This window comes from Azospirillum sp. B21 (assembly GCF_008364825.1).
Taxonomy (GTDB): Bacteria; Pseudomonadota; Alphaproteobacteria; order Azospirillales; family Azospirillaceae; genus Azospirillum.
On the sequence record NZ_VTTO01000022.1, the window covers coordinates 56,930 to 79,531 of the forward strand.

The 22,602-nt window shown below is 68.5% G+C and carries 17 protein-coding genes; 9 read left to right on the plus strand and 8 right to left on the minus strand.

All coding sequences use genetic code 11. From position 1 onward, the window contains the following. Window positions 1-224 precede the first annotated feature (224 nt). Both carB and greA read left to right on the plus strand, forming a co-directional pair. Window positions 225-3,473: a carbamoyl-phosphate synthase large subunit gene (gene carB / locus FZ983_RS29900; RefSeq protein ID WP_149228203.1), complete on the plus strand. Its 3,249-nt coding sequence runs from the start codon at window positions 225-227 to the stop codon at window positions 3,471-3,473. A 96-nt stretch (window positions 3,474-3,569) separates the two neighbouring features. Further along, window positions 3,570-4,043 (plus strand): transcription elongation factor GreA, encoded by a 474-nt coding sequence (gene greA / locus FZ983_RS29905; protein ID WP_063633617.1) that lies wholly within the window; start codon window positions 3,570-3,572, stop codon window positions 4,041-4,043. A 180-nt stretch (window positions 4,044-4,223) separates the two neighbouring features. Here the strand turns inward: greA and FZ983_RS29910 are convergent, their stop codons facing one another. Further along, window positions 4,224-5,153, minus strand: coding sequence for a dienelactone hydrolase family protein (locus FZ983_RS29910; RefSeq protein WP_149228204.1), 930 nt, complete (start codon window positions 5,151-5,153; stop codon window positions 4,224-4,226). Window positions 5,154-5,323: 170 nt separating this feature from the next. On the opposite strand from FZ983_RS29910, the gene chrA reads away from it, so the two are divergent. After that, window positions 5,324-6,658, plus strand: coding sequence for a chromate efflux transporter (gene chrA / locus FZ983_RS29915; RefSeq protein WP_149228205.1), 1,335 nt, complete (start codon window positions 5,324-5,326; stop codon window positions 6,656-6,658). 22 nt (window positions 6,659-6,680) lie between these two features. Here chrA and FZ983_RS29920 read toward each other — a convergent pair whose 3' ends face one another. Then, window positions 6,681-7,250: an Lrp/AsnC family transcriptional regulator gene (locus FZ983_RS29920; RefSeq protein WP_149228206.1), complete on the minus strand. Its 570-nt coding sequence runs from the start codon at window positions 7,248-7,250 to the stop codon at window positions 6,681-6,683. A gap of 153 nt (window positions 7,251-7,403) precedes the next feature. Here FZ983_RS29920 and FZ983_RS29925 point away from each other — a divergent pair, with 153 nt between their 5' ends. The 3 genes from FZ983_RS29925 (at window position 7,404) to FZ983_RS29935 (ending at window position 9,962) form a co-directional block, all read left to right on the plus strand. Continuing rightward, the gene (locus FZ983_RS29925; protein WP_149228207.1) at window positions 7,404-8,381 is read left to right on the plus strand and encodes a mitochondrial fission ELM1 family protein; all 978 of its coding nucleotides are present in this window, start codon (window positions 7,404-7,406) and stop codon (window positions 8,379-8,381) included. Between the two features lie 174 nt (window positions 8,382-8,555). Beyond that, window positions 8,556-9,251, plus strand: coding sequence for a 2OG-Fe(II) oxygenase (locus FZ983_RS29930; protein ID WP_247884038.1), 696 nt, complete (start codon window positions 8,556-8,558; stop codon window positions 9,249-9,251). A 78-nt stretch (window positions 9,252-9,329) separates the two neighbouring features. Next, window positions 9,330-9,962: a 2OG-Fe(II) oxygenase gene (locus tag FZ983_RS29935; protein ID WP_149228208.1), complete on the plus strand. Its 633-nt coding sequence runs from the start codon at window positions 9,330-9,332 to the stop codon at window positions 9,960-9,962. Window positions 9,963-10,166: 204 nt separating this feature from the next. Here the strand turns inward: FZ983_RS29935 and FZ983_RS29945 are convergent, their stop codons facing one another. After that, window positions 10,167-11,753 carry a cisplatin damage response ATP-dependent DNA ligase gene (locus FZ983_RS29945; protein ID WP_149228209.1) on the minus strand — a complete coding sequence of 529 codons (1,587 nt, stop codon included), beginning with the start codon at window positions 11,751-11,753 and terminating at the stop codon, window positions 10,167-10,169. Next, on the minus strand, window positions 11,750-12,826 hold the full coding sequence (locus FZ983_RS29950) for a ligase-associated DNA damage response exonuclease (protein WP_149228210.1): 1,077 nt from the start codon (window positions 12,824-12,826) through the stop codon (window positions 11,750-11,752). The genes FZ983_RS29945 and FZ983_RS29950 overlap by 4 nt, the downstream gene beginning before the upstream one ends. Before the next feature lie 52 nt (window positions 12,827-12,878). Here FZ983_RS29950 and FZ983_RS29955 point away from each other — a divergent pair, with 52 nt between their 5' ends. Beyond that, a complete protein-coding gene (locus FZ983_RS29955) occupies window positions 12,879-13,793 on the plus strand; it encodes a pseudouridine-5'-phosphate glycosidase (RefSeq protein WP_149228211.1) in 915 nt (304 codons plus the stop codon). Between the two features lie 116 nt (window positions 13,794-13,909). Next, window positions 13,910-14,326: a hypothetical protein gene (locus FZ983_RS29960; protein ID WP_149228212.1), complete on the plus strand. Its 417-nt coding sequence runs from the start codon at window positions 13,910-13,912 to the stop codon at window positions 14,324-14,326. Window positions 14,327-14,430: 104 nt separating this feature from the next. Here the strand turns inward: FZ983_RS29960 and FZ983_RS29965 are convergent, their stop codons facing one another. Then, window positions 14,431-17,451, minus strand: coding sequence for a bifunctional diguanylate cyclase/phosphodiesterase (locus FZ983_RS29965; protein ID WP_149228213.1), 3,021 nt, complete (start codon window positions 17,449-17,451; stop codon window positions 14,431-14,433). A gap of 370 nt (window positions 17,452-17,821) precedes the next feature. On the opposite strand from FZ983_RS29965, the gene FZ983_RS29970 reads away from it, so the two are divergent. Then, the gene (locus FZ983_RS29970; protein WP_247884039.1) at window positions 17,822-18,946 is read left to right on the plus strand and encodes a catalase family protein; all 1,125 of its coding nucleotides are present in this window, start codon (window positions 17,822-17,824) and stop codon (window positions 18,944-18,946) included. A gap of 21 nt (window positions 18,947-18,967) precedes the next feature. Here the strand turns inward: FZ983_RS29970 and FZ983_RS29975 are convergent, their stop codons facing one another. The 3 genes from FZ983_RS29975 to FZ983_RS29985 form a co-directional block, all read right to left on the minus strand. Beyond that, on the minus strand, window positions 18,968-19,513 hold the full coding sequence (locus FZ983_RS29975) for a hypothetical protein (RefSeq protein ID WP_149228214.1): 546 nt from the start codon (window positions 19,511-19,513) through the stop codon (window positions 18,968-18,970). A 140-nt stretch (window positions 19,514-19,653) separates the two neighbouring features. Beyond that, on the minus strand, window positions 19,654-20,511 hold the full coding sequence (locus FZ983_RS29980; RefSeq protein WP_149228215.1) for a pirin family protein: 858 nt from the start codon (window positions 20,509-20,511) through the stop codon (window positions 19,654-19,656). A 202-nt stretch (window positions 20,512-20,713) separates the two neighbouring features. Continuing rightward, window positions 20,714-22,123: an ammonium transporter gene (locus FZ983_RS29985; RefSeq protein ID WP_149228216.1), complete on the minus strand. Its 1,410-nt coding sequence runs from the start codon at window positions 22,121-22,123 to the stop codon at window positions 20,714-20,716. Between the last annotated feature and the right edge of the window lie 479 nt (window positions 22,124-22,602).

Consider the following 22,602-nt stretch of genomic DNA (forward strand, 5'->3'; position numbering starts at 1 on the left):
GGGAATTGATGCGTCCCTTTCCCGCCCGGTTCAAGACCCGCATGGGGCGGCAGTGCCGTGCCCGAGATTCAGTCATGCGAGGGTGACATCCATGCCACCCCTTCCCCCCCGGCCCGGAACCCCCTATAAGGGGGCCTTGCACGACATGCCCATCCCCGCTCTCCGTCTCCGGTCCTCCGGCGCCGGGGGGTTTTCGGCTGACCACACTTCAGAGAAGCGGACCCATGCCCAAACGCACCGACATCAAATCCATCTGCATCATCGGCGCGGGTCCGATCGTTATCGGACAGGCATGCGAGTTCGATTATTCCGGCGTCCAGGCGTGCAAGGCGCTGCGCGAGGAAGGCTACCGGGTCATCCTCGTCAATTCCAACCCGGCCACCATCATGACCGATCCCGGTCTGGCCGACGCCACCTACATCGAGCCGATCACCCCGGCCGTCGTCGCCAAGATCCTGGAGAAGGAGCGTCCCGACGCCCTCTTGCCGACCATGGGCGGCCAGACCGCGCTGAACACGGCGATGGCGCTGTCCGACGACGGCACGCTGGAGCGTCTCGGCGTGGAGATGATCGGCGCCAAGCGCGACGTCATCGCCAAGGCCGAGGACCGCATCCTGTTCCGTGACGCCATGGACAAGCTGGGCCTCGAATCGCCCAAGTCGCGCATGGTCCGCACCCTGGCCGAGGCGATGGACGCGCTGGAGTTCGTCGGCCTGCCCGCCATCATCCGTCCCAGCTTCACCCTGGCCGGCACCGGCGGCGGCATCGCCTACAACCGGGCGGAGTTCGAGGACATCGTCCGCGGCGGCCTGCGCGCCAGCCCGGTCGGCGAGGTGCTGATCGAGGAGTCGGTGCTGGGCTGGAAGGAGTACGAGATGGAGGTCGTGCGCGACGGCGCCGACAACTGCATCATCGTCTGCTCCATCGAGAACATCGATCCGATGGGCGTCCACACCGGCGACTCGATCACCGTCGCCCCGGCGCTGACGCTGACGGACAAGGAATACCAGATCATGCGCAACGCCTCGATCGCGGTGCTGCGCGAGATCGGGGTGGACACCGGCGGCTCGAACGTGCAGTTCGCGGTCAACCCGGCCAACGGCCGCCTGATCGTGATCGAGATGAACCCGCGCGTGTCGCGCTCCTCGGCGCTGGCGTCGAAGGCCACCGGATTCCCCATCGCCAAGATCGCCGCCAAGCTGGCCGTCGGCTACCGCCTGGACGAACTGACCAACGACATCACCGGCACCACGCCCGCGAGCTTCGAGCCGACGATCGATTACGTCGTCACCAAGATGCCGCGCTTCACCTTCGAGAAGTTCAAGGGGTCGGAGCCGCTGCTGACCACCTCGATGAAGTCGGTGGGTGAGGCGATGTCGATCGGCCGCACCTTCCAGGAGTCGGTGCAGAAGGCCCTGCGCTCGATGGAGACCGGCCTGACCGGCTTCAACGAGCAGAAGATCGGCGGGGAGGACAACCCGGACCGCACCGCCATCCGCGGCGCGCTCGCCACCCCCACCCCCGACCGTCTGCTGGTGATCGCCCAGGCCTTCCGCCATGGCTTCACCGTGGACGAGGTGCAGGCCGTCTCCAAGTACGACCCGTGGTTCCTTGAGCAGATCAAGGAGATCACCGACCGCGAGGCGGCGATCCGCGACGGCGGCCTGCCGACCGACAAGGCCGGCTGGCTGAAGCTGAAGCAGATGGGCTTCTCCGACGCCCGTCTGGCCGAGTTGGCGAAGACCAGCGAGGCGGCGGTCGCCGCGGCGCGCCGCATGGCCGGCGTCACCCCGGTCTACAAGCGCATCGACACCTGCGCCGCCGAATTCGCCTCGGCCACCCCTTACATGTACTCGACCTACGAGACCGACGGGACCGGCGAGGCGGAGTGCGAGTCCGAGCCGACCGACAAGCGCAAGGTCGTCATCCTCGGCGGCGGTCCGAACCGCATCGGCCAGGGCATCGAATTCGACTATTGCTGCGTCCATGCCGTCTACGCCCTGCAGGAGGCCGGCATCGAGACCATCATGGTCAACTGCAACCCGGAGACCGTCTCCACCGACTACGACACCGCCGACCGCCTGTATTTCGAGCCGCTGACGGCCGAGGACGTGGTGGAGCTGGTGCGGGTGGAGCAGCGCAACGGCACTGTCCTGGGCTGCATCGTGCAGTTCGGCGGCCAGACCCCGCTGAAGCTCGCCGCCGCGCTGGAAGCCGCCGGCATCCCGATCCTCGGCACCTCGCCCGACGCCATCGATCTGGCCGAGGACCGCGAGCGCTTCCAGAAGCTTCTGCATGAGCTGAACCTGAAGCAGCCGGCCAACGGCCTCGCCCGCTCGCTGGAAGAGGCTGAGGCGGTCGCCACCCGCATCGGCTTCCCGGTCGTCATCCGTCCGTCCTACGTGCTGGGCGGCCGGGCGATGGAGATCGTCCACGACATGGCCGGGCTCCAGCGCTACATGGGCACCGCGGTGCAGGTGTCGGGCAAGAACCCGGTGCTGATCGACAGCTACCTGCAGGACGCCATCGAGGTCGACGTGGACGTCGTCTGCGACGGCACCGACGTGTATGTCGCCGGCGTGATGGAGCATATCGAGGAGGCCGGCATCCATTCCGGCGACAGCGCCTGCGCCCTGCCGCCCTACACGCTGCCAGCCGACATCATCGCCGAGATCAACCGCCAGTCCGACGCGCTCGCCCATGCGCTGAAGGTGGTCGGCCTGATGAACGTGCAGTTCGCGGTCAAGGACGGCACCGTCTACATCCTGGAGGTCAACCCGCGCGCCAGCCGCACGGTGCCCTTCGTCGCCAAGGCCACCGGCACCGCCATCGCCAAGATCGCCGCCCGCGTCATGGCCGGCGAGAAGCTGTCCGCCTTCACCCTGAACGGCCCGACGCCGCCGCACACCGCGGTCAAGGAAGCGGTCTTCCCCTTCGCCCGCTTCCCCGGCGTCGACATCGTGCTGGGTCCGGAGATGAAGTCGACGGGCGAGGTCATGGGCCTCGACCACAACTTCGCGCTCGCCTTCGCCAAGGCGCAGCTCGGCGCCGGCGTCACCCTGCCGGTCAAGGGCAGCGTCTTCGTCTCGGTCAAGGACCGCGACAAGCCGGCGCTGGCGGTGATCTCCAAGAAGCTGCACGACATGGGCTTCCGCATCCTCGCCACGTCCGGCACCGCCAAGGTGCTGAGCGATGCCGGCGTGCCGGCGGAGACCATCAACAAGGTGGTCGAAGGCCAGCCGCACATCGTCGACGCCATGATCAACGGCGACGTGCATCTGGTCATCAACACCACGGAAGGCGCCCAGGCGCTGTCCGACAGCTTCAGCCTGCGCCGCACTGCGCTGACCTACAACATTCCGTATTACACCACCGTGGCGGGCGCACGCGCGGCAGTGGAAGCGATTGCCGCACTTCGGAACGGCAGCCTTGAAGTCGCTCCGTTGCAGTCGTACCTTAGCGGATCGTATTAAGGACGGACGACGGCGCGGCGGACCTCCTCCGCGCCGTCTTCGTCCTTGATGTCGCTTTGGACAGGTCGAACGACTGCAAGCGGTGATGGACCGAACATGGAAAAAGTTCCGATGACAGCGGCGGGCTTCAACCGCCTCCAGGAGGAATTGAAGCACCTTAAGATCACCGAACGCCCGGCGGTCATCAAAGCCATCGCGGAAGCCCGCGAACATGGCGACCTTTCGGAAAACGCCGAGTATCACGCGGCGCGCGAACGTCAGAGCTTCATCGAAGGCCGCGTGCTGGAGCTTGAGGACAAGATCAGCCGCGCCGAGGTCATCGACCCGGCCAAGCTGACGGGCAACACCGTGAAGTTCGGTGCGACCGTGACCCTGGCCGACCAGGACACGGACGAGGAGACGACCTACCAGATCGTCGGCCAGGACGAGAGCGACATCAAGAACCGCCTGCTGTCGATCCAGGCGCCGCTGGCCCGCGCCCTGATCAACAAGTCCGTCGGCGACAGCGTGGAAGTCTCCACCCCCGGCGGCTCCAAGCTGTACGAGATTGTTTCGGTCGAGTTCCGCTGAGACTTCGGCCCTTCCCCCGGAAGCCCCCCTCTCCCCCCCGGGGAGAGGGTCGGGGTGAGGGGGATGCACCGCGTGACGCCACTTGGCGCGCTACGCCTTTGCGACTCATATAATCCTCGCCACGCGTCCCCCTCACCCTAACCCTCTCCCCGGGGGGGAGAGGGGACGTTCAGCGCCCCCTCACCCCCGCAGCTTGTCCCTGAAGAACTCCGTCACCCGCCGGATCGCGTCCGAGCGGGCGTCTTCGTTCGTGCCGACATGGGCCGTTCCATCAGGTGCGGTGGCGAGATCCCCGCGCTTGCGCACCGGGGCGTCGGGGGCGTCGAAACCGTGGTAGGTGTCGGGATAGACCACCAGTTCCATCCTGTCCTTCACGCCCTCGCGCCCCGCCAGTTCAGCGCAGGCCTCCGGCGGCGTCCAGTCGTCCTTGTCGCCGACCAGCAGCAGCAGCGGGCCGTCGGGCCGCCAGTCCTCGTTGCTCAGCGACGCACGGCAGCCGGGGTAGAAGGCCACGGCGGCGCGGAAACCGCCCTCCTCCGATCCCGCCGGCCCGTCTTCCCCGGCGCCATAGGCGGCCAGCACGGTACCCGCCCCCTGCGACCAGCCGATCAGGCCGATGCGGGCATGATCCACCTCCGGCCGCTTGCGCAGAAAGGCCAGCGCCGCCCAGGCGTCGCGCTTGCGCTCCACCGTGGCGCGGACGGTGCGGTCCTTCAGCGCGGTGGTGCAGACCTCCTCCACCTCGCGCGGACCGAAGCTGTCGACCATCAGCACCTCATAGCCCTGGCGCTGCAGGTGGGTTGCCCACCAGACATGGCGCGGCGACACCCGGCCGTTGCGGGCATAGAGGCCGCCGCAGCCATGCAGCATGACCACCGCCGGGTGCGGACCGGCGCCCGAGGGACGCAGCAGCCGTCCGCTCAGCATCGTCGGCGCCCCGCCGGTCAGGTCGCCATCGGTGGACGGAAAGCGGACGATCTCCTCGGCATGGACGCCGACCGCGGCCTGGGCCGTTCCCACATAGGTCGACGTCCCGGCGGCGAACACCGCGATACCGGCACACAGCGCCGCACCCAACACAGCCGCGCGACCGCGGGCGGAAGCCTTCATTCTCCAGCGTCCCCGATACCCGGCGCCGGCCACGACGGCGGCGCTCGCGGTTGCAACATTAAACCCCGGCGCTGCGGAAGGCCATGGCCGCCCCTCAATTGTCCCCGGCGGCTGCCCTGCCCGATGGTGGACGCTGCCTTGCAGCCCTGTTTGCGCTAGGCTGTGCTCCCATGACCGACGCCCCCCTCCCGCCCCCGCCCGCTCCGCCGCCCTCCGCTACGATCCCTGCATTCGGCGTCTTCTGCCTCTACTGGCTGCGGCTGGGGCTGACCAGCTTCGGCGGGCCGGCCGGGCAGATCGCCATGATGCAGAGCGAACTGGTCGACCGGCGCCGCTGGATCGACCAGACGCGGTTCCTGCACGCGCTGAACTTCTGCATGCTGCTGCCGGGGCCGGAGGCGCAGCAGCTCGCCACCTATATCGGTTGGCGGCTGCACGGTGTGCGCGGCGGGCTGGTGGCCGGCGGGCTGTTCGTGCTGCCGGGCGCCCTGGTCCTGCTCGCCCTGTCCTGGATCGCCGCCGCCCATGGCGACACCGGGCTGGTCGGTGCGCTGTTCGACGGCATCAAACCGGCGGTGGTGGCGATCATCGTCGCCGCGGTTTGGCGGATGGGCCGCCGCACGCTGAAGGGACCGGCGGCGGTGGCGATGGCCGGTGCCGCCTTCCTGGCGCTGTTCGCGCTGCATCTGCCCTTCCCGCTGGTCATCGGCGCCGCGGCGGTGGTCGGCGGCGTCGCGGCGCGGATGGGCCGCCACTGGTTCGCCCACCCGCATCCGGTGGCCGACGGCGACTCCGCAGCCGACGCCCCGGCGGAGCCGGCGCCCAGGCCCGGCCGACTGCTGGTCCTGGCGGCACTGTTCGTTCTGCTGTGGGCGGTGCCGGTGGGAGCGGTGCTGCTGGCCTTCGGGACAGACCCCTGGCGCGGCATCGCGGCGCTGTTCACCAAGGCGGCCTTCGTCACCTTCGGCGGCGCCTATGCCGTTCTGCCCTATATCGCCGGGCAGGCGGTGGACGCCTATGGCTGGCTCGGCCCGCGCGAGATGGTCGACGGGCTGGCATTGGCCGAGACGACGCCGGGGCCGCTGATCCTGGTCACGCAGTATGTCGGCTTCTTCGCCGGCTGGAACCGGCCGGGTGTGCTGTCGCCGGGGGTGGCGGGAACGCTGGGGGCGGTGCTGACGACCTACGTCACCTTCCTGCCCTGCTTCCTGTTCATCTTCGCCGGAGCCCCCTATGTGGAGCGGCTGATCCACAACCGTCTGGCCGCCGGGGCACTGGCCGCCATCGCCGCGGCGGTGGTGGGGGTGATCCTGAACCTAGGTGTCTATCTGGGGATGGCGGTGCTGCTGCCGGACGGGCAGTCTGCCGGACGCATGATCTGGACCTGGGCGATCATGCTGGCCGCGCTCTACGCCCTGACCCGGCGCGGCGTGGCAATCCACTGGGTGGTTCTGGGGGGAGCCGCGGCGGGCCTGCTCCAGGCGCTCGCCGCATCTTCCCTGTAGAAGGCCGCTAGGCCTTGCCCGTTCAGCGCCGGGTGGCGCGGGCGGGCGGCGTCTCGGCCTCGTCCTCGACGAAATCCTCGTCCTCGTCGTCCTCGGTCCCTTCCGGGATGTCGGGCGAATCGACGTCGATGGGAACGCCGGGGGTGTGCTTGCTGGTGCGGATCGACAGGGCCGACTTCACATGGGCGACGTTGGGCGCCGACGTCAGCTTGGTCGTCAGGAAGCGCTGGTAGTCGTCCCAGTCCTCCGCCACGATCTTCAGCACGAAATCATATTCACCGGCCAGCATGTTGCACTCACGCACGAGCGGCCAGCTGTTGACGAGCTCCTCGAATTTCTTTAGGTCCGCTTCGGCCTGGCTGCTGAGGCCGACCTGGGCGAACACCGTGACGCCAAACCCCAGTGCATCGGGGTTGACGTCGGCGTGGTAGCCACGGATGAATCCCGCCTCCTCCAGCGCGCGGACGCGGCGCAGGCAGGGCGGAGCGGAGATGCCGGCACGTCGGGCAAGCTCCACGTTGGTCATCCGGCCGTCGTTCTGCAGATCGCGCAGAATCCGACGGTCAATTCGGTCGAGTTTGACCCGCCGCATGGTTGTACTCGGTCGCTCCGGGGATGATTTGGAGAAAGGATATTACACGGGCATGGTGTCTACGCCAAGACCGAAACCCCCGCAAGGGCGAGCAACCCGGATAGCGGTCATTTCGCCGCAATCCCCTCCGCAGCCCCAACGATCCGAGTTCTCATGCAACCTTTGACGTGTTGGGTGGTGTCGGACGGCAAGGCCGGCATGGAAAACCAGTGCATCGGGCTGGCCGAGGCGCTGGGCCTGACGCCGGTGATCAAGCGTGTCCGCCTGCGCACCCCCTGGCGCCAGCTGACCCCCTACTGGCGCATCGGCAACCGCTTCGCCGCCGGCCCCGAGGGCGATCCGGTGGAGCCACCCTGGCCCGACCTCCTGATCGGCACCGGCCGGCAGTCCATCGCCGTCTCGCTGGCGGTGCGCCGTCAGTCGCGCGGGCGGACCTTCACCGTCCAGATCCAGGATCCGGTGATGAACCCGCGGCATTTCGATCTGGTCGTCGTGCCGCGCCACGACAAGCTGCGCGCCGACAACGTGCTGGTGACGCGCGGCGCGCTGCACCGGGTGACGCCAGCCATACTGGCCGATGCGGCCGAACGCTTCGCCCCGCGGCTGGCCCATCTGCCGCACCCGCGCATCGCCGTGCTGATCGGCGGTGACAACGGCGTCTACCGCCTGACGCCCACCATCATGGGCGACGTGGCCGAACGGCTGGCCAACCTGACGCGCACCCATGGCGCCGGGCTGATGGTCACGCCGTCGCGCCGCACCGGCGCCGACAACGAGGCGATCCTGCGCGCCCGCCTGTCCGGCCTGCCGGCGGAGGTGTGGGACGGCACCGGCGAGAACCCCTATTTCGCCTATCTCGGTCTCGCCGACGCGGTGGTGGTGACCTGCGACAGCGTGTCGATGACGTCGGAGGCCTGTTCCACCGGCAAGCCGGTCTATGTGATCGAGCTGGATGGCGGGTCGCCCAAGTTCCGCGCCTTCCATGACGGACTGTACCAGGACGGCATCACCCGGCCCTTCGACGGCTCGCTCGACCATTGGACCTATCAGCCGATGGACGAGACGCGGATCGTCGCCGAGGAGGTGATGCGCCGCCTGCCCGCGCACCGGAAGCGGCACGGTCTGGCGTAACGGGCCGGCGGGGTATGGCGGTAAGATGGGGCGGCGCGACCAATGCGCGCACCCCTTCGGCGCGATCCTTTGTCTGCGGAGTTCGGGGACGGACCATGCCATAAGCGCTGGCAAACCGACCGCCCTCCGTCAGGCCGGTCGGGGGCCGTCCTTCCTTCCGGATCAATCGCCGCCATGACCGCCGCAATGACCGTCGCCGACACGCTCGCCACGACCTCCACCGCCGACCCCGTTTCCGCCTCCTTCCTGCGCTGCCTGGAGCGCAGCCGGCTGTCCGAGGCGCCGTACAGGCATTGGCTGCTGTCCGAAGCCCTGCCGGAGGAGGACGCCGACGCCATCGCCGCCTTACCCTGGGGGCCGCCGCGGGTGTCCGACACCTACGGCAAGCGCGAGACCAACAACGCGTCGCGCACCTACTTCGGCGAGGAGAACCGGGCGAAATACGCGGTGTGCGAGACGGTCGCCCAGGCTTTCCAGGGCCGTCCGGTGGTGGAGGCGATCCAGCGCACCTGCAACGTCGATCTGTCCGGCACCAGCCTGCGCATCGAATATTGCCAGGACACCGACGGCTTCTGGCTGGAGCCGCACACCGACATCGGCGTCAAGAAGTTCACGATGCTGATCTATCTCTCGAAGGGTCCGAACTGCTCGCACTGGGGCACCGACGTGCTGGACGAGACGCGGACGGTGGTCGCCCGCGCTCCCTACGCCTTCAATGAAGGCCTGATCTTCATCCCCGCGAGCAATACCTGGCATGGGTTCGAGAAACGTCCGATCGACGGCGTGCGCAAGTCGATCATCGTCAACTATGTCGGCCCCGAATGGCGGGCGCGGCAGGAACTCTGCTTCCCTGACAAACCTATTGCATAAAACTTCCGTCGTGTTTAAGTGACGCCGGTTTTGGGGGGCAAAGCCACTGTCGGCACGCTCTTTGGGAGTTCAGCACCCATGTCCATGCTCGATCTGGACAAGTTCCGCGCCGCCCCTCTGCAGCATGACCCCTACGACTTCCTCTGCGTTCCGGGCTTCGTGAAGCGGGAGTTTCTCGAGGATCTGCACCGCGACTATCCCAAGGTCGACAAGCCCGGCTCCATCCCGCTGGGCGTCTTCCCCCAGGGGCCGAGCTTCGACCGGCTGATCGCCGAATTGAAGGGGCCGGAGGTCTGCAAGGCGTTTTCCGACAAGTTCGGGCTCGACCTGTCGGACTATCCGACGATGTTCACGGCGCGCGGCATGTGCCGGCCGACCGACGGCAAGATCCACCCGGATTCGGCCAGCAAGGTCGTCACGGTCCTGATCTACATGAACCCGCCCTGGGAGGCCACCGGGGGCCGCCTGCGCATCCTGCGCTCCGAGAACCTGGAGGATTACGCCGCCGAGGTCCCGCCGGAGGAAGGCACGCTGATGTGCTTCCGCCGCAGCGACACCTCCTGGCACGGCCATTACCCGTTCGAAGGCCAGCGCCGCGCGATCCAGATGAACTGGGTCAAGGGTAGCGTCTACATCTGGCACGAACAGTGGCGCCACCGCATCGGCGCCTGGGCCAAGGGCGTCTTCGGGGGGCAGGCGAAGGGGTATTGAGGGGGCGTTGATTGCGCCGGTCAGGCGCTCGCTGAAATGCCCCCACCCCAACCCTCCCCCGCTGGGCGGGGGAGGGGGTAAGTGCTCAGGCGGGAAAGTGGCGGCAGTCCCTCCCCCGCCCAGCTCTCGCACAAAGCTCCGCTTTGTGCTGCCGCGGCAGGCGGACCATAGGTCCGCTGAGAGCGGGGGAAGTTAGGTGGAGGTCTAAACCACCATCGCCGCCAGCGTCTCCAGCCTGTCCGCCTCCTGCGCCGGCTTGTCCCAGCGGATGCGGTGGACGCGCGGGAAGCGCATCGCCAGCCCGCTCTTGTGCCGGGTCGAGGGATGCACGCTGTCGAAGGCGACCTCCAGCACCAGCCCGGCCTCCACCTCGCGCACCGGTCCGTAGCGGCGGGTGGTGTGATTGCGCACCCAGCGGTCAAGTTCGATCAGTTCGGCGTCGGTGAAGCCGGAATAGGCCTTGCCGACCGGCACCAGCTCCTCGCCGCGCCAGACGCCGAAGGTGTAGTCGGAATAATAGCTCGACCGTTTGCCGTGGCCGCGCTGGGCGTACATCATCACAGTGTCGAGCGTCAGCGCCCCGCGCTTCCACTTGAACCAGGGCCCCTTCGGACGCCCGGCCAGATAGGCGCTGTCGCGCCGCTTCAGCATCAGCCCCTCGATGCCGTTCTCCCGCGCGCCCTCCCGCATCGCCACCAGTTCGTCCCAGCCGCCGAAGGGCACCAGCGGCGACAGATCCATCCGCCGCGGTCGCACCGCCTCGTACCAGCGCTCCAGCCGGGCGCGGCGCTCGACGAATGACAGGCCGCGCAAATCCTCCCCGCCGTCGAACAGGATGTCGTAGAGCCGCACCCAGGCCGGTCCGTCGCGCAGCATCTGCGCCGTCACCGTCTTGCGGTTGAGGCGCTGCTGCAGATCGTTGAAGGGCGCCACCACCCCGTCGCGCGCCACCAGCAGCTCGCCGTCCAGCACCGCATCGAAGCTCATGTGGTCGACGATGTCGGGAAAGGCCCCCGATACGTCGTCGCCGGTGCGGCTGTAGAGCCGCCGCTCTCCGCCGCGGGCCACCAGCTGCACGCGGATGCCGTCCCATTTCCATTCGGCGGCATAGGCGGCGGGATCGAGCGCGGCGCGGTCCTCCTCCTCCAGCGGATGGGATAGCATCATCGGGCGGAATCCGGCGCCGACCCCGGTAGCCGGCTGCTCCGCCCGCCCCTCCAGCCAGGCGAACAGCTCCGTATAGGGTGCGGTCAGCCCGTGCCAGACCTCCTCCACATCGTCGACGCTCACCTCCGGCCGGGCCGCCTTGCCCCATTCCGCCAGCGCCGTCTTGGCGAGCCGCGCCGACACGCCGATGCGCAGCGCCCCGGTGATCAGCTTCAGCAGGGCAAAGCGCCCCGACGAGTCGAGCGTGTCGAGCCAGCTCTCCACCAGCCCCATCACCTGACCGCGCTTGGCGGCCTGCAATCCCTCCACCACCTCGTTCAGGCTGGGCGGCAGGCTGTTCGCCCGCTCCGGCCGCTCCGGCCAGATCAGCGCCACCGTCTCCGCCAGATCGCCGACATAGTCGTAGGACAGCGCCAGCAGCTCCGGATCGACCCGCGTCGCGGCCAGCTCCCGGACCGCCGCCGGCTTGGCCTCGCGGAAGCTCAAGGCCCCGGTCAGCGCCGCCAGCGCCCAGCCGCGCTCGGGGTCGGGCGCAGTGGCGAAATGCTCGACCAGCAGGCGGATCTTGCCGTTGCGCGACGGCATGAAGACCAGCGCGTCGATCAGCGCGGCAAAGCGGTTCACGGCGCCTCTCCTTCCCCGGCCTTCTCCGAAATCCCTTCCGAATCCTCATCCTCGAAGCCGATCAGGGCCAGCGCGCGGGCGCGGATGCCGCGGCTGGTGGCGTAATGGACCAGCGCCTCCTCCCGGCCATGGGTCACCCAGACTTCCGGCGCGCCGACATCCTCCAGCGTCCGGCACAGCTCGTCCCAGTCGGCATGGTCGGAGATGACCAGCGGCAGTTCCACCCCACGCTGGCGGGCGCGCTGGCGCACCCGCATCCAGCCCGACGCCACCGCCACCACCGGATCGGCCAGCCGCCGCGCCCAGCGGTCGGCCACCGCCGCCGGCGGGGCCAGCACCAGGGCGCCCTTCAAATCCTCCTTCGCCGCCACCGTGGCCGGACGCAGCTCCCCCAACTCCACCCCCCAATCGCTGTAGAGCCGGCACAGCGGCTCCAGTGCGCCATGCAGCCAGATCGGCCGGTCATACCCCGCCGCCCGCAGCAGCGTGATCAGCCGCTGGCATTTGCCCAGCGCATAGACGCCGACCACATGGCTGCGCTCGGGGAACAGCGCCATCGAATGCAGCAGCTTCCCCACCTCGCCCAGGTCGGGCGGGTGGCGGAACACCGGCAGGCCGAAGGTCGCCTCGGTGACGAAGACGTCGCAAGGCACCGGCTCGAACGGGGCGCAGGTGCGGTCGAGCCGGCGCTTGTAGTCGCCCGACACCACCACGCGCGACCCGGCATGCTCCAGCACCACCTGGGCGCTGCCCAGCACATGGCCGGCCGGCACCAGCCGCACCCTGACGCCGCCGATGGTCAACCCCTCGCCATACTCCAGCGCTTGCAGGCTTCCCCCCACGCCTGCGCCCATCCGCTGGCGCATGATGGCGAGCGTACCCGGAGTCGCCAGCACATTGTGGTTGCCCGGCCTCGCATGGTCGGAATGGCCGTGGGTGACGACCGCGCGCTCCACCGGACGCACCGGGTCGATGTAGAAGCCTCCCGGCTCGACATAGAGCCCCTCGGGAAGGACCTTGATCCACCTGTCGGGGTGGGGACGATCTGGATTGGATTGGTGTGCAGCGGACATGCGTCCTAATATAGGGCGCTCCAACCGGCCCCCAACAGCGGAGACACAGCGCATGCACCCGATCCTGCTGCCCACCCCCGAGGTCGCCGACGCGCTTGCCGGAAAGCGCCCGGTGGTGGCGCTGGAATCGACGGTGATCTCCCACGGCATGCCCTACCCCCGCAACCTGGAGACCGCCCGCGCGCTGGAGGCGGAGGTGCGGGCCGCCGGGGCGATCCCCGCCACCATCGCGGTGATGGACGGGCGCATCCGCATCGGCCTGGACGACGAGGCGCTGGAGCGGCTGGCAACCGGCGGCCATGCCGTGCGCAAGCTGAGCCGGCGCGATCTGCCCATCGCCATCGCGACCCGGGCGCTGGGGGCGACCACGGTGGCGGCGACGATGATCGGGGCGCGGTTGGCCGGCATATCCGTCTTCGCCACCGGCGGCATCGGCGGCGTCCACCGCGGGGCGGAGTCCAGCTTCGACATCTCCGCCGACCTCGACGAGCTGGCCCGCACCTCGGTCTGCGTGGTCTGCGCCGGAGCCAAGTCGATCCTTGACCTGCCCAAGACGCTGGAGGTGCTGGAGACCCGCGGAGTCCCGGTGCTGGGCTTCGGCACCGACGAATTCCCGGCCTTCTACAGCCGCCGCAGCGGCCTGCCCGTCGATCATCGCTGTGACAACGTAACCGCGGTGGCGGACATTCTGCGCGCGAAATGGCAGCTTGGCCTGGACGGCGGCGTGCTGCTGGCCAACCCGATCCGGCCCGCCGACGAGCTGGACGCCGACGTCATGGAAACCGCCGTCGCCCAGGCGTTGGCCGACGCGGAAGCCAAGGAAATCAAGGGGAAGGACATCACTCCCCATCTGCTGGCGGCGCTGGAGCGCATCACCGGCGGGCGCAGCCTGACCGCCAACGTCGCGCTGATCCGCAACAATGCGCGGGTCGCCGCCGGGGTCGCCGCCGCCCTTGCCGCCGGCTAGGACCGATCGGATAGGCCATACCTCAGTGGGAGTAAGGCTTTGGCCCCGGTCCCGGCTTAAGACCCCGTTAACCGCCTGCGCGCAAATCTGTCGTCATCGAACGAGCGGAGGCTTTCATGCGCGCACCCAGCAGCACCTCGACCCTGGTTTCCCGGATGATCGCGATGGCCGGCCAAGGCGACGAGGCGTCGGGCATCGCGGAGATGAAGGAGCCGGCCCACGTGAAGCGCATCGTCTGGGCCTCCCAGGCGGCGAAGCTCCGGGTCTCCCTCTCCTCCCGCACCATCCACGAGATCGAGAGCGCCGTCACCGCCGACCTGGACAGCATGGAGCTGCCGGAAGTGTTCTTCACCTCGGTCGAGGTGAACGGCCATGTGGTGACCTGCGACCTCGACGCCTCCGGCACCGCCTCCATCTTCGGGCTGATCGAGGCCCACGAATATGACGATCTGGTCGAAGAGGCCGGCGACGACGCCCTGTTCGGTGTCGATTGGGACGGCGTCTACGTCACCCCGGCCCGCACCCGGCATTGATCCCGGGACACTGGTCCCACCGAGCCTCGCTTTCGAAAACGCCCTGCAGCCCGCCTGCGGGGCGATTTCGTTTGGGCATCAGTCTCGTTGAACGCTCCCCCCGATCAGCCCGGCTCGCGGCCGTTCGGCTGCCGATTCGCCCCGGCGCTGGACATGCCGACCACCACGTCGTCGTGGGAGACGATGGGCAATGACGCCCGCCGCTCCTCCCAGGCGGCCAGGAAGCCGTCGATACGGTCGGCCGGCAGCGGCCGGCTGACGAAATAGCCCTGGATCAGGTCGCAGCCCATCCGCGACAGCGCCTCCCACTGGGCCGGTTCCTCCACCCCCTCCGCCACCACGCTGCGGCTCAGGTCATGGGCGATGCGCGAGATGGACGACACCATGCTGCGCGCGTCGGACCGGCGATGGACGTCGTTGATGAAGGCCTTGTCGAGCTTCAGCGTGTTGATCGGCAAGGTCCGCAGATAGGTCAGCGACGAATAGCCGGTGCCGAAATCGTCCAGCGCGATGTGCACGCCGGCCTGCCGCAGCGCGTTCAGCTTGTCGATGGCGGCGTCCAGCGATCCGATCATCTGCGACTCGGTGATTTCCAGCTCCAGCCGGTTCGGCGGCAATCCGGTGCGCTCCAGCACCTCCAGCACCCGCGGCACGAAATCGTTCTGCGCAAGCTGCACCGCCGACATGTTGACGCTCATCGTGATGTTTCCGATGCCGCGGCAGGCCAGCCCCACCGCCTCGACGCAGGCGGTCTCCAGCACCCAGAGGCCGAGCGGGACGATCAGGCCCGAATCCTCGCACACCGGAATGAAGCGGTCGGGGGAGACCGGCCCCAGCTCCGCATCGGTCCAGCGGATCAGCGCCTCGAAGCCGTGGATCCGGCCGTCCGACGTCGCCACCTGCGGCTGGTATTGCAAGCTGAAGGACTGGCGGTCGAAGGCCAGCCGCGCCCGGCTGAGCAGCCGCACACGCTCCACCACCCGGCGGTTCATGTCGGGGGTGAAGGTGCAGATGCGCCCGCGCCCGCTGTCCTTGGCCCGGTACATGGCGGTGTCGGCGTTCTGCAGCAGATCGTCGAAGCAACGTCCGTCCCAGGGGTAGCGGGCGATGCCGACGCTGCAGGTCACGAAGAAATGCTGCCCTTCGACCAGGAAGGGGGCGGCCAGCGCCTGTTCCAGCCGCTGCGCCACGTCGGCCGGTTCGCCGGCCTCGCTGCCATGAACCACTACGACGAACTCGTCGCCGCCCAGCCTGGCGATGAACGGTCCCTCCCCCGCTCCCCGGCGGACGCGCAGGCCGAGCGCCATCAACAGCTCATCGCCCGCCTTGTGGCCGAAGCTGTCGTTGATGAACTTGAAATTGTCCATGTCGAGGAACAGCAGAGCCAGGGGCCGGGCATGGCCGGAGGCCTTGTCGTCGGCGATCAGCCGGTCGACATGCTGCTCCAGCGTCAGCCTGTTCGGCAGACCGGTCAGCGGATCGAAATGGGCCAGATGGTCCAGCCAGTCCTGCTGCCGCTTCTCCGCCGTGATGTCGGTGTAGGATCCGGCCATCACCACCGGCTTGCCCTGGTCGTCGAACAGAGCCTTGCCGGTGGCGTAGAGCCACAGATAGCTGCCGTCACGGTGGCGGACCCGGTATTCGGTCCGATATTCCGGCAGCTCGCCGGACAGGTGGCGCCGCAGCGCCTCCTCCGCCTGTTCACGGTCTTCCGCGTGGATGCGGTCGAACCAGGCCGCCATCGAATTGATGATGAGGGAGTCCACGCCCAGCAGTTCCATCACCCGGCCGGACAGAACGCGGCGGTCGGCCTCGATGTCCCAGGTCCAGATGATGTCGCGCGACGCCTCCGCCACCAGCCGCATCCGCCTTTCGCGTTCGCGCAGAGCCTCCTTGCTGGCGGTCAGTTCCTCCAGCCTCGCCTGCAGATCCCGGCGCGACTGGCTGAGCGCCAGATTGCTCTGCAGCAGGGCCGCCTCGGCCGCCCGGCGCTGGCGCAACGCGAAGGACAGGACAAGCACCATGACCGTCAGCACCACGATGACGATGCCGACCGTCACCACCAGCCAGCGGTAGGTCTCCAGGAAGGAGAAGGGCTTGTTGACCAACCGGTCGAGCGGCCCCACCCGCGACAGATCGAGTCGATGGCGCTCCACCTGCCGGTAATCCATCGCCCGGACGACGGATTCCGGCCGCTCCGCCGGCAGGGAAGCGATGGATCTGCCGGTCACGATCGCCGCTGCCACCGCACCGACCGCGCGTCCGTGCTCCAGCGCGCTCAGCAGGCTGCCGCCGGCGATGCCGCGGCCCAGCAGATACTCCTGCAGGCCGTAGATCGGCGCGCTGCTCTTCTCGCTCATCAGTTCCAGGAACTGCTCGGGCGGCAGGACCAGACCGTCGCGGTCGGTCGCGTAGGTTCCCAGCAGCACGGCGCTGTCCGGCGGCAGGGTCGCCAGCCGCTCCTCCAGCCGGGCGAAGGGCAGGTCGGGCAGAATCTGCCGCTCCAGCCCGGCGGGAAGGCGGCCGGCGGCGGCAAGGGCATCGATCTCCAGGTCCAGTGCCGTTCCCGATTCCGTGTGGTCGCGCAGGATGAACAGGCGGCGCAGTCCGGGATTGGCCGCCATCGCCATGTGCAGCGTGCCTTCGATGTCCTTGGCTTCGGTCACCCCGATCACATTCGATTCGCCCTCCGTCAGCAGGCGGGCCGAGGCGCCGATCACGCCGCCATGCACCAGCGGCACCGGTCCATGAATCTCCCGCCGCAAATCGACCGCAAAGGCCAGCGCGGCATCGTCGGTGGCGATGATGGCGTCGATTGTGCCTCTGGGGTGCCGATGGCCGATCAGTGCCCGCAACCGCTCAAGCCCGCTTGCGTCCGGAAAGCGCTTCCAATCCAGGTGATAGGGGATCGTGATCGCGTTGGGCGCCGAGGCCGCCAGTTCCTTGGCGATGCCGGCAGCCTGATGGTCGGTCCATTCATAACCCTGGTGGTATGAATGCAGCACCAGCACGGTCCGGTTCGGCGCCGTCGCCCGCCCCTCCACCGGCAAGGACGAGGCGGCCATCCCAAGCAGCATCAGCAGCAGGGTGCAGCCGCGAATCCAGGTAATGGACCAACCGGTCATGGGAACCCCTCGATCGACTCCCCGCAACGCGCTCCGTCAGCCGTGACGCCGCCGGATGGTGACGGTTCTTCGTTACCAAAGGATAGGCGCAGCCATCATCCGGGCACCACAGATCTTCGATAGAGCGAACCCGCATTGTAATGGTTAATTACTATTTTTGATTGGACTCTTATCAGACTCATCACGCACCAAGTGCGCACTGATATTTGTGATATTTATGTTTCACAGTGATTATCATTCTGAAGCCATAGAGAAAGACTCCTGCTCCGGTATCGGCGCACCGCTGCGGAACCGGAGTGGCGGAACGGGGGACGACCGCGGCTGTTCTTCCGGCTACACCCGTTCTTTCCCCATCCGGGAGACTCCGTCCGTGTCAGCCGCCACCGCCAAGCCCCAGCCCCAGCCCCAGGCGCCCCTGCCCTATACGCCGTCGGTCGAAAACCCCGCCCCCGATGAAGCCCGGCTTTTCGACGAGTTGGCGGAAACAATGCTGTCGATCAGCCGCAAGACCTACGAGGACGGCGGCCACGCCCTGCGCAGCGTCCACGCCAAGAGCCACGGGCTGCTGATCGGCCGGCTGGACGTGCTGGACGATCTGCCGGCGGAATTGGCCCAGGGCCTGTTCGCGCGGGCGGAGAGCTATCCGGCGATCCTGCGGCTGTCGACGACGCCGGGCGACATCCTGCCCGACAGCGTGTCGACTCCGCGCGGTCTGGCGGTGAAGGTGCTGGGCGTGACCGGCGAACGGCTGCCGGGATCGGAGGATCAGGCGACCCAGGATTTCGTGATGGCCAACGCCCCGGTCTTCTCTGCACCGGACGCCAAGCAGTTCCTGTCGACGCTGAAGCTGCTGGCCGCCACCACCGACCGGGCGGAGACGGCGAAGAAGGCGCTGTCCGCGACCCTGCGCGCCGCCGAACGGGTGGTGGAGGCCTTCGGCGGCGAGAGCGCCACCCTGAAGACTCTGGGCGGCCATCCCGCAACCCACATTCTGGGCGAAACCTTCTACAGCCAGGCGGCCCTGCGCCACGGCGCGCATGTCGCCAAGCTGCAGATCGTCCCCGTCTCGCCCAACCTGACGGCGCTGACCGATGCGCCGCTGACCGTCAACGGCAAGCCCGACAGCCTGCGCGAGGCGGTGGTGGAGTTCTTCCGCGACCATGAAGCGGTCTGGGAGCTGCGCGTCCAGCTGCGCACCGACGAGGAGCGCATGCCGGTGGAGGATGCCAGCGTGCTGTGGCCGGAGGAGCTGAGCCCCTACCGCGCCGTCGCCCGCATCACCGTGCCGCCGCAGACCGCCTGGAGCGAGGAGCGCTCCCGCGCCGGCGACGACCGGCTGGCCTTCAGCCCCTGGCACGGTCTGGCCGCGCACCGGCCGCTCGGCTCGATCATGCGCGCCCGCCGCATCGCCTACGACCACTCCGCCGGCTTCCGCATGGAGCACAACGGCTGCCCGATGCAGGAACCGGCGGCGGGCTACCGGCTGCCGGGGTGAGAGGGCGCGGCGCAGCCCCGCTCACTGCAGGCTGCGCTGCATCTCCTCGAAGGTGCGGGAGAAGCCGTTCAGCGGGAAATCGATGTCGCGCTTGCCCAGGCGCGGCGAGCTGACGCGGACCAGGATGGTCGAGCCGTTGCGGAACTGGTCGGCGACGCGGCCGGACACGAAGTTCGGGAACATGCACATGTTCAGCGTCGCGACATGCGATTCGATGCGCGGCTGGCGGTCGACGCGGATGGCGCAGCGGTCGACCAGCCCCTGGCTGGTGGTCAGGAACAGGTGGAAGTCGTTGCCGGTCGGGATGACGCTGAGCGCTATGAAGCCGACATCCTTCCCGTCGTCGAACAGGCGATAGATCATCAGCCGGCAGGTCTTGCTGTCGGTCATCCGGTCGATGTCGCACTGGTTGGTCCAGGCGCCCTCCGGCCCGAAATCGGCGGCGGCCTTGGAGAAGTCCACGGCGGCGGCGGGCTTGGCGGTCGACAGGCCGGCGGCCAGCGTCAGGGCCAGAACGCCGGCGGCGGCAGCCGCCCTGAACCCACCCAACAGACCCTTTGCACGCATCGCCCCGGCTCCCCGACATCGTTCGTATTAACACTGAATGCGCCATGATAACCGGGGATGGCGGGGGTGCAAGGCACGAGATGCCGCGCGCCGGCCCCGAAGGACGGGCAGGCGCGCGGCATCCGGCGGTCAGATGCACATCAGATGCGCCCTTCCTCGAAGTCGCGGAAGGCCTGCATCACCTCTTCGCGCGTGTTCATGACGAAGGGACCGCCCCAGGCGATGGGTTCGCCGATCGGTTCGCCGGCCAGCAGAAGGAAGCGCGCGCCCTCGGGCCCGGCGACCGCCTCCACCCGCTCGCCGTCGCCCAGCACGATCACCCGCGGACCCGACAGCGGTCCCTCGCCGCCGACATCCAGCGTGCCTTCGAACAGCACGAGGAAGGCGGTGTGGCCGGCCGGCAGCGGCTCGGCGAAGGAGACCGACGGCGGCAGGCTGACGTCGAAATAACGGGCGTCGGTCGCCTCGGCCCGCACCGGGCCGGCGGTGCCGCGGGCGGTGTCGCCGGCGATCACGGTGACGGTCGCGCCGTCCTCGCGCCGCTCCACCGGGATGGATGCTGGCGGGAACTCCTGATAACGCGGCTCTGTCATCTTCAGCCGGGCCGGCAGGTTGATCCACAGCTGGAAGCCGCGCATCAGCCCTTCGGTCTGCTCCGGCATCTCCGAATGGATCAGGCCGCGGCCGGCGGTCATCCACTGCACGCCGCCGGTCTCGATCACGCCCTCGTGGCCGTGGTTGTCAGCATGGCGCATGCGGCCGGCCAGCATGTAGGTGACCGTCTCGAAGCCGCGGTGGGGATGGTCGGGGAAGCCGGCGAGATAGTCGGTCGGCTGGTCGGATCCGAACAGGTCCAGCATCAGGAAGGGGTCGAGCGTGCGCAGGCGGGGCGTGCCCAGCATGCGGGTCATGCTGACCCCGGCGCCGTCGGAGGTGGCCATGCCCTCCACGGCGGCGAGGACCGGACGGACACCGGGGGTGGCGGACTGGGCGGACATGGCGGGGACTCCCGAAAAGAAGAGCGCTGACGATGGACCAGAGGTAGTCCGCCGCGGCCCCGCCGTGAAGCCGGCCCGCCCGCGCCACAGCGTTTCCGCCGGCGCAACAATCGCCGCGCAACGCTCCCGCATCGGCAAACGAAAAAGGCCGCCGGGAAGCCCGGCGGCCCTTTCGAAGAGACCCGTGGGAAAGGGAGTGTTCTTAGTGGATGCTCTCGCCGTGCAGGGCGAGGTCGAGACCGTCGCGCTCCACATCCTCGTCCACGCGCAGGCCCATCACCACGTCGATGACCTTCAGCAGGACGAAGGTGGCGACGGCGCACCAGACCATGGTGTAGAGGACGCCCTGGATCTGGATCCACACCGCGCCGGCGTTACCTTCCAGCAGGCCCAGGGTGGCGGACGGGTCGGCCTGCAGGACGGCGGCGAAGGCGCCTTCGCTGTTGGACACCGACATCTTGGCGAAGACGCCGGTCAGGACCGCGCCGATCAGGCCGCCGACGCCGTGCACGCCGAAGGCGTCCAGGCTGTCGTCATAGCCCAGCATGTGCTTCAGGCTGGTGGCCGACCAGAAGCAGATCACGCCGGCGACGATGCCGATGATGATGGCGCCCGTCGGGTCGACGAAGCCGGCGGCCGGGGTGACGGCGACCAGGCCGGCGACCGCGCCGGAGATGATGCCGAGGATCGACGGCTTGCCCTTGACGATCCACTCCGCGAACAGCCAGCCCATGGCGGCACCGGCGGTGGCGATGTGCGTGGCGGCCATGGCCATGCCGGCGCGCGGACCGGCGGTCAGGGCGGAACCGGCGTTGAAGCCGAACCAGCCAACCCACAGCAGCGAGGCGCCGATCAGCGACAGCACCAGGTTGTGCGGCATGAAGGCTTCCTTCGGGTAGCCCTTGCGCTTGCCGATCACCAGCGCGGCGACCAGACCGGCGACGCCCGCGTTGATGTGCACGACCGTGCCGCCGGCGAAGTCCAGCACGCCCAGGCCGAACAGGAAGCCCGACGGATACCAGACCCAGTGGGCGATCGGCGCATAGACCACGATCGACCACAGGGTGGTGAAGACCAGCAGCGAGGAGAACTTCATGCGGTCCGCGAAGGCGCCGGTGATCAGCGCCGGGGTGATGATCGCGAAGGTCATCTGGAACATCATGAAGACCGGCTCGGGGATCGTCGTCGGCACGCCGGCGCCGGTCGCCTCGCCCAGCACGAACGCCTTCGAGAAGTCGAGACCGTTCAGGAACAGCCGGTCCAGCCCGCCGATGTAGGCGCCGGTGCCGGTGAAGGCCAGGCTGTAGCCGATCACGTACCACAGGACGCTGATCAGGCAGGTGATGGCGAAGCTCTGCATCACCGTCGCCAGCACGTTCATCTTGCGGACCATGCCGCCGTAGAACAGCGCCAGCCCCGGAATGGTCATCATCAGCACCAGCGCCGTGGAGACCAGCATCCAGGCGGTGTCGCCGCCATTCAGCGCCGGAGCCGCCGGCGCGGCAGCAGCGGCGGCAGCCGCCGCGTCCTGGGCAAGGGCTGCGGCCGGCATGCCGACCGCGCCCAGAGCAACCGCCATCATCGGTGCGGCCAGAAGGAACAGACGGTTCATCGAGGCTCCTCTTTCTCCAAAATCGCTCCCACCCCTGCATGGCCGGCGCGGCACCGGAGGCATTCCGCGCGCAAACGCCGCACTGGGGCGACCCCGTCCCGGTCGCCCCGTCCCCGGCAAAGACGGGGCGGCGGACGGGACCGAGGACGCCTCCAGCGTTACAAGAAGCGTGCCAGTCCAAAACGGCTAGGAATCGTCAGGGTTGTCCCGGCGCAGGACCCCCGAACGGGCAGCCCCGTACGAGTCGCACCCGTTGCCTGCACAGAAAACGGGCAGATTCCGGAGGCGGCATTCTTCCGCAATTTTCGGGTTTTCGACCGATTGACAGGGCCGGACGCCGCGATCCGGCCCGGCATTTTGGCTGCCATTCCGGCAGATGGTGAAATTTTGGGCAGAGTTTGGCCTGCGCAGCGGTCACTGGCACGGCATCAGGCAGCCCCTACGCCTTCCATCCAGTCCTTTCGGCTTGCCCCGGATTC